Source organism: Bradyrhizobium sp. Leo170, from assembly GCF_004296405.1.
GTDB lineage: Bacteria > Pseudomonadota > Alphaproteobacteria > Rhizobiales > Xanthobacteraceae > Bradyrhizobium.
In genome coordinates, this window is record NZ_PSRR01000420.1 from 1 (window position 1) to 6505 (window position 6505).

Genomic DNA, 6505 nt, shown 5'->3' on the forward strand with positions numbered 1-6505 from the left:
GTCGCGCATTTCATGCGCGCCACCTTCTCCCACAAGGGGAGAAGGGACGAATGCGGAGCACCGGCCTCAATACACCAGCCCGGTGCCGGGCGGCTTCTCCAGTGCGGCGGCGAGCGAGCGGTATTCCTCGCTGTTGGTGCCGGCGAGCTGGGCGATGCGGTTGAGATGATACTGCGCCTGGTCGCGGTTGCCCTGTTCGACCTGCCACAGACCGTAATACTGCCAGGTCTTGACGTGGTTCGGATCGGCCTTCAGCGCGCGCTCGTACCAGACTTGCGACAGCTTGTAGTCGCCGAGCTTGCGATAGGAATAACCGATCAGGTTGGCGACGGCGGCGGTGTCGTCGCGGTGCAGCGCCTTCAATTGCTCGATCGCGTTCGCATAATCGTGGCGGTCGTAGATCGTGGCATAGGCGGAACGATAGCCATTCTCGAAGGCGGCCTGTTCGACGCTCGGGCGGATCTCCGACCTCTTCTTGCCCTTGGGCGGCGGCGGCGGGGGCGGATCGTTATCCGGCGCGGCATAGACCGCGGTAACGACGGGCGCTGCCGCAAGCGTCAGCGACAACATGGCGAGCGTCAACAGCCTGATCGCGAATTTCTGCATGCCTCTCTCCTGATGGTCAGCCCGGCGATCCTATAACCGCGGCCCGCTTCCTTGAACACCCGGTGCTCCGAAACATTCCCGCTTCGGCACGCCATTTTGAAACTCACGCCTCGCAGACGTGAGGCGCCACGGACGTGACGGGTCACTGACGTGACGCAGTCACGGACATGAACAGGATGTCATGCAGATGAACGAATTCCGTCCGCGCGTTTCAGCGTGGGTTCAGCGCCGCCGACTTAAGGTCATCGTCACTGATCGGCGAGCCCGGCCATCCGACCGGAGGTCTCAGCGATCCCTGGAAGAGGAGACAACCATGCTCAAGACCATTTCCGCGGCGCTGCTTGCGGTTTCCGTGATGGCCGCGCCCGCGTTTGCCGGCAACTATGGCAAGACGACCCACGCGCCGGTGATCAAGTCCGAGCTGGCGAAGCCCAAGGCGCTGAATGCCAATGCCAAGATGGTGCGCCACCATCATAAGCACCAGCGCTACGTCCGCCATCATGGCCACCACAAGCACATCGGTGTGATCAAGACGCATGTCACGCCGAAGGTCGCGGTCAAGCACATCGTGCGGCCCGCCAAGCGCGGCTGAACCCTGGCTTTCACGACTGGTCCGTCCGCCGCGGTTTTGATCCACATTGCCCCACCGCGCCGGCGGATATCAGGCCCACCCACGGCCATTGCATCCCCAATGGCCGTGGGATGGTGCATTGAGCCGACGCCGAGATCCGAATTCCCTTTCGCCGCTAGCCAGTCTAAGAAACCGCCGGGACCGATGCAGTCGACTTTGGGGCGAAAGGAACTTGGGGAAGAAAGCAAGACTTACGGCGATCCTGCTGTTGCCGATCGCGCTCGCGGCCTGCTCCGCATTGAGCAGCGACGACAACAGGTCGATCAGTTTCACCGATGACCGCGGTGTCGCCGACCAGCCGTATCCGAAGAATTACCGCGTCGAGACCGTGGCGTTCATGCACACCTATCTCAATGATCCCACCGGCGTGCGGGACGCGGCCATGGCCGAGCCGGTGCAGCGGACGGTGGGCGGGCGGCTGCGCTACATCACCTGCCTGCGTTTCAGCGCCCGCGACTCGGACGGCGCCTATCGGCCGACGCGGGAGCGCGCGATCGTGTACGTCGATGGTCGGCTCGACCGTATGATGGAAAATGCCGCCGAGCCTTGCGCCGGCGCGACCTACGCGCCATTTCCAGAGCTAGAGAACATGTCGCGGTAGCGCCGGTTCGGTGGCCGGAGGGTTACCGGGATCCGATCACTTTTCGGCGAGGGTTGAACCTCGGCTTAGTCAGATTCGACATCCGTTCTGGTGGCCGGCTCCGGATTAACCGGAGGAAAATTCTTCCATGCAATGGAACCAACGGGTGATGTTGCGGCGCTGTCACGGTGACGAACACGTGATGCTCTGGCGGTGCCCCAAAGCAACCTAATTGAAGTCACGTTGTTTGGATGGATGTCGCGACGTGAGTAAATGGGGAACTACCATGAAGAAGTGTTTGCTTGGCGCAGTCGCCCTGGCCGCATTCGCCGGCCCGGCTTTTGCGGCTGATATGCCGGCACGGCCCTATACCAAGGCACCGCCGGCCTATACGGCGCCGGCGTTGGTTTACAATTGGACCGGTTTCTATATCGGCGGACATATCGGCGGCGGCTTCACCGACGGCAACAATCTGCTGGGCAGCGACGCGCGCTTCCTGGGCGGCGTGCAGGGCGGTTTTGACTATCAGTTCGCGCCGAACTGGGTGGCGGGCGTCGAGGCGCAATACAGCTGGCTGACGGGCGCCAGCAATAATGGCTTCGTGTTCCCCGCTGGAACGGTGGTAACGGGCAACACCGACCAGCTCGGCTCAGTGACCGGCCGGATCGGCTACACCTGGGGCCCGGCGCTGCTCTACGCCAAGGGCGGTTATGCCTGGCGTGAGAACAGCAACATCGGCGTCGCCTTCGCCGGCGTGCCGCAGCCCTTCACGACCGACGGTAACCGCAAGAATGGCTACACCGTGGGCGCCGGTCTCGAATACATGTTTGCGCCGAACTGGTCGGCCAAGGCCGAGTACCAGTATTACAATTTCGGCCACACGACCTTCACCTCCGGTCCGGCCGAGATCGTCGGCTCCCGCTTCCGGGACGACGAGCATACGGTCAAGGTCGGCGTGAACTACCGCTTCGGCTGGGGCGGGCCGGTCGCTTCCAAATACTGATCGCGGGTTTCCGCGGGGGCGAGGGCCGGCTTCCCCGCCGGCCCTTTTGCTGCAGGGCTACCGGCACCGCGAAAAATAATTTTTGCAGTGCACGGAACTTTCACCCTCGATGGTTTATTATGCCGGCCGCCGGGCCAGGTGGACATACGAACATGCGTGCTTTTGCGTTAGGGTTGATTTTCTCTGCGGCGATATCGCCATGCCTTGCCCAGACCGTGCTGAAATCCGAGCCGCTGATTCTCGCGCCCTACGAAGTCGCCTTTGTTCAGGATCCGGCCTGCGGGGTTGGCAAGGTGCTCAAGGTCACCGGCGCGATCAGGGGATTGCACCGGCGCAAGGCGTGCGTGACGCTGGCCTCGGAGCAGGCCTCACTGGTGAGCGCGACGCCGTAAGGGTTCTTCCTGCGGCGGCTCGGGCGGCGAGAGCTGTGGCTCGATCCGCGCCTCGCGTTCGGCATCGGCCTTGTTCTTGGCGGGGTCTTCGTTCGGCTCCGCCTGGCAGGGCCTGATCTCGTAATCATTGTCCAGGACCGGCCGCGGGGCGGCCTTGTCGTCCTCTGTCGCCACGTCGACGACCAGGCCGCTTTTCCTGGCGACCTTCCAGACATCCGCCTCGGTCGGATAGGCCTTGCTCAGCTTGGCCTCCTTGGAAAACAGCGCGTAGGGCATCCTTATTCTTGGCTCCGCAAAGGCAGTCAACGCCAACCCCGCCCCCCGAGTTTCAGCATCGCCAACCGTCTTGTTTCACGCCCAGGTGAGGGCGTCCGTCACCCCGTCTTGAGTCCCTAATAAGTGGTGAATCCCGCAAAAAAGAATCCGCAAGACTCCGGTGCTAGAATCGCCGGATGGTCCAGGCCATGACAACGGTTCTGCACACATCCAGCGAACGCGTGCATGTCACGCTCACTGTGGCGCTATTGGTCGCCTCCGTGGCCAATATGCTGCTGGTATGGGCCTGGCTCTGACCGCCAAGACGTTAGCGGGACAGTCGGGGGACTACTCTATTCGGTGGAGCGGGGCGGCTAGGTGCCCTCGCCGAGGCTGGCGCGGACCTTGGCCATGGTGGCACGGCAATATTCCTCGCGCTCGCGGGTGAACCGCTCCTGGTGCGCGCGGAAGCTTGCCACCCGGGCACGGATTTCGGACTGGAAATCGGCGGGGAGGTCGAGACCCGCGATCTGAGGCGGCTTCGCCTGAGATGGCCTTGCCTCAGGGTGCATTGTCCGAGCGGGCATCGTCTGAGCGGGCTTGGGCGGGACGGCGACCGGGATCGCTGTCGGCTCGGCGAGCACGGCTTCGACGTTAACCACGGCGGTGGTTATGGTCGCGCGGACGGTCGTTTCGGTGGCCGGCGACAACAACTCGGCGTCGGGCTTCTTGCCGGTCACCGATTGCACGAACGCCATTGTCTGAGCGATCAGGAGATCGCGTTCTTTCATCCATTTCATGGCACACCTCGGCCTCATTCGACTGCAGCAAAGGTTGCCTCCGGAATCAAGCATCTCAAGTTATGGCAGTCCCAATTTCCACCGAGGTGACAAAAGAGTAACACCGCGTCAATCGGAAGAGATCGTTTACCATAACAGGCCGAAGCCGCCGTCCTCACGGGCGCGGTGGAAACGGTAGCAATTCCTTGCCGATCGCTCTGATCAGAAACTTCGAGCCGGCGTCGGAGAGGTGCACGATATCGGTTATCAGCACCTGGTTGGCGTTGGTCCCGATTCCGGTCAGACAGCCCGCAGCATTGCACAGCGTATGCCAGGCCGAGATGTACTCGATTCCTTCGGCTTTGCTGAAAGCCTCCATCCGCTGATCATTGTCCAAGCCCGATACACCCACCGCGATCCTCTCCGGAATCTCGTGCCAAGCCCGGTAGTGATTGACGAGCGTATGGGGAAGCGTTCGCTTCCAGACCGGCAGTGGACCCAGGATCACGATGCGCCGGACCTTGCTGGCGCGCAGCCGTGCGATCGTCTCGCGCAACTTGTCGAGATCGTTGTTCGTGCCCCACATGGCATGTAGCAGCACGATATCCGGATGCGCGGACTGAAGAAGGCCGAACGCGATGCGATGAACCTCGTCGCAGCGCGCATTCGCGCCCGAATCCAGGATCGGCGCGCAGCCCGGTGCGCTGAACCTCGCCAGCCGGAACGATCCGCTCGCGGCCTCTGCTTCCTTCAAGCCCGGATAGAGCGCGGCCGCGGTGGAATCGCCCCACAAGAATACGAGCGGCTGCGTTCCTTGCTCGATGCAGTCAGCGTTGAATTCAGCGCCCGGCGTTTCGAGGAAACACTTATCGCTAAATCCCGCATTGTCCTTGGCCTGGGTCCGCGCGATCGCCTGCACCTCCACAGGAAAACGAAAATCGAATCCGGCCGCGGCGATGGTCACGAGACCGGCAATGCCCACCAGGGCGAGACCGAGCGCTAGTCTCTTGACTGCCCGGTCGTAGTGGCGAAGCGGAATTTCGACAAAGCGGAATGTCAGCCAGGAAAGAATCACGGAGACGGCGACCGCCGCCCAGATCTCCATGACGTTCGGCACGCCGTTGCGCAGAATGCCGAGATAGGACAGGACCGGCCAATGCCAGAGATAAAGCGGATAGCTGATCAGGCCGATCCATACCATTGGTCGGTTCGACAGCAGCATCTTGTTCACGGCCGAATTCGGCGTGGCGATCAGCAATACCGCGCCGAACACCGGCAGCAGGGCGTAGAGGCCCGGGAACGCGCTGGTGCGATCCAGCAGCAGCGCCGGACCAAGGATCGCGGCAAGGCCCACCAGGGCAAGATACTCGCCGATCCGCTTGTCCCAGCTAACGCTCTTCCGTACGACCAGGTGGGCAAGAAGTCCGCCCGCGAGCAACTCCCAGGCGCGTGTGAGCGGTGAGTAGAACGCGGCGGTCTGGTAGCCGAAGAAGATGCTCAGGCTGAACGCAAACGAGACCAGCGCGATGACCGCGATCCATCGGCCGCGGATTGCGGTTGCGGAGAGAAGAAGGATCAGCGGCGGCCAGAAGATATAGAACTGCTCTTCGACGCCCAGCGACCAGAGATGCAGCAGCGGATTGTCCGCGGCGGCAGGCGCGAAATACCCGGTTTGCCTGAGCTGGAACAGATTGGCCGCAAAGGCGACGCCGGCGGCAATGTTCTCGCCGAGCAGCACGAATTGATCGGGCAGCAGCGCGAACCATCCGGCCAGATAGGTCGCGGTGAGCACGACGACGAGGGCTGGAAAAATGCGGCGAACGCGCCGCGCATAGAAATCGGCGAAAGAGAAGGTGCCGACATCGACCCTCGTCAGGATGATCCGCGTGATCAGGAAGCCGGAGATGACGAAGAAGACGTCAACACCGATGAAGCCGCCTGGCACCAGCCAAGGCTGTGCATGATAAGCGACGACCAGCAGAATGGAGATTGCCCTCAGCCCGTCGATATCGGGCCGATAAGCCGTTTCGTGATGCGCCATTGTGCGGATGATGTACCCGGTCCACGGCGACGCCGCCAGAGCGGGCAGGGGGCCGCTTCATCACGCATCAAATGTTTGTGGCCCGCTTACGGCTTCATGACCGGCGTCTAGAGCATTTTCGGTTCTGATGGAATCAGAACCGAAGCTCTAGATTCTTGTTTTGACGCGTTTTCTTCACGCGAACCGGTGTCCACTTCGCTCGAAAACGCTCTAGGCCG

General features: G+C 62.2%; 8 protein-coding genes. 4 read left to right on the forward strand and 4 right to left on the reverse strand.

Translation table 11 applies throughout. The features are described from left to right. Window positions 1–66: 66 nt before the first annotated feature. Complete coding sequence (locus tag CWO89_RS39095; RefSeq protein WP_130583655.1) at window positions 67–606, reverse strand: tetratricopeptide repeat protein; 540 nt, start codon at window positions 604–606, stop codon at window positions 67–69. 313 nt (window positions 607–919) lie between these two features. On the opposite strand from CWO89_RS39095, the gene CWO89_RS39100 reads away from it, so the two are divergent. The 4 genes from CWO89_RS39100 (at window position 920) to CWO89_RS39115 (ending at window position 3212) form a co-directional block, all read left to right on the forward strand. Then, window positions 920–1198, forward strand: coding sequence for a His-rich protein BRANT (locus CWO89_RS39100; protein ID WP_207234660.1), 279 nt, complete (start codon window positions 920–922; stop codon window positions 1196–1198). A gap of 211 nt (window positions 1199–1409) precedes the next feature. After that, window positions 1410–1838: a hypothetical protein gene (locus CWO89_RS39105; protein ID WP_130583656.1), complete on the forward strand. Its 429-nt coding sequence runs from the start codon at window positions 1410–1412 to the stop codon at window positions 1836–1838. 265 nt (window positions 1839–2103) lie between these two features. Next, window positions 2104–2820 (forward strand): outer membrane protein, encoded by a 717-nt coding sequence (locus tag CWO89_RS39110; RefSeq protein ID WP_130583657.1) that lies wholly within the window; start codon window positions 2104–2106, stop codon window positions 2818–2820. Window positions 2821–2972: 152 nt separating this feature from the next. Then, window positions 2973–3212 carry a hypothetical protein gene (locus CWO89_RS39115; protein ID WP_130583658.1) on the forward strand — a complete coding sequence of 80 codons (240 nt, stop codon included), beginning with the start codon at window positions 2973–2975 and terminating at the stop codon, window positions 3210–3212. Here CWO89_RS39115 and CWO89_RS39120 read toward each other — a convergent pair. From CWO89_RS39120 to CWO89_RS39130, 3 genes are all read right to left on the reverse strand, one after another. Beyond that, a complete protein-coding gene (locus CWO89_RS39120; RefSeq protein WP_130583659.1) occupies window positions 3189–3488 on the reverse strand; it encodes a hypothetical protein in 300 nt (99 codons plus the stop codon). The genes CWO89_RS39115 and CWO89_RS39120 overlap by 24 nt on opposite strands. 353 nt (window positions 3489–3841) lie before the next feature. Continuing rightward, entirely contained in the window at window positions 3842–4267 is a 426-nt protein-coding gene (locus CWO89_RS39125; protein WP_130583660.1) for a hypothetical protein, read from the reverse strand. 154 nt (window positions 4268–4421) lie between these two features. Continuing rightward, entirely contained in the window at window positions 4422–6287 is a 1866-nt protein-coding gene (locus CWO89_RS39130) for an acyltransferase family protein (RefSeq protein ID WP_130583661.1), read from the reverse strand. Between the last annotated feature and the right edge of the window lie 218 nt (window positions 6288–6505).

What these genes read in the sequence shown, in the direction of transcription:
- CWO89_RS39100 (WP_207234660.1), top strand. Translation starts at nt 920, where the DNA reads ATGCTCAAGACCATTTCCGCGGCGCTGCTTGCGGTTTCCGTGATGGCC.
- CWO89_RS39125 (WP_130583660.1), bottom strand. Translation starts at nt 4,267, where the DNA reads ATGAAATGGATGAAAGAACGCGATCTCCTGATCGCTCAGACAATGGCG.
- CWO89_RS39110 (WP_130583657.1), top strand. Translation starts at nt 2,104, where the DNA reads ATGAAGAAGTGTTTGCTTGGCGCAGTCGCCCTGGCCGCATTCGCCGGC.
- CWO89_RS39115 (WP_130583658.1), top strand. Translation starts at nt 2,973, where the DNA reads ATGCGTGCTTTTGCGTTAGGGTTGATTTTCTCTGCGGCGATATCGCCA.
- CWO89_RS39095 (WP_130583655.1), bottom strand. Translation starts at nt 606, where the DNA reads ATGCAGAAATTCGCGATCAGGCTGTTGACGCTCGCCATGTTGTCGCTG.
- CWO89_RS39120 (WP_130583659.1), bottom strand. Translation starts at nt 3,488, where the DNA reads ATGCCCTACGCGCTGTTTTCCAAGGAGGCCAAGCTGAGCAAGGCCTAT.
- CWO89_RS39130 (WP_130583661.1), bottom strand. Translation starts at nt 6,287, where the DNA reads ATGGCGCATCACGAAACGGCTTATCGGCCCGATATCGACGGGCTGAGG.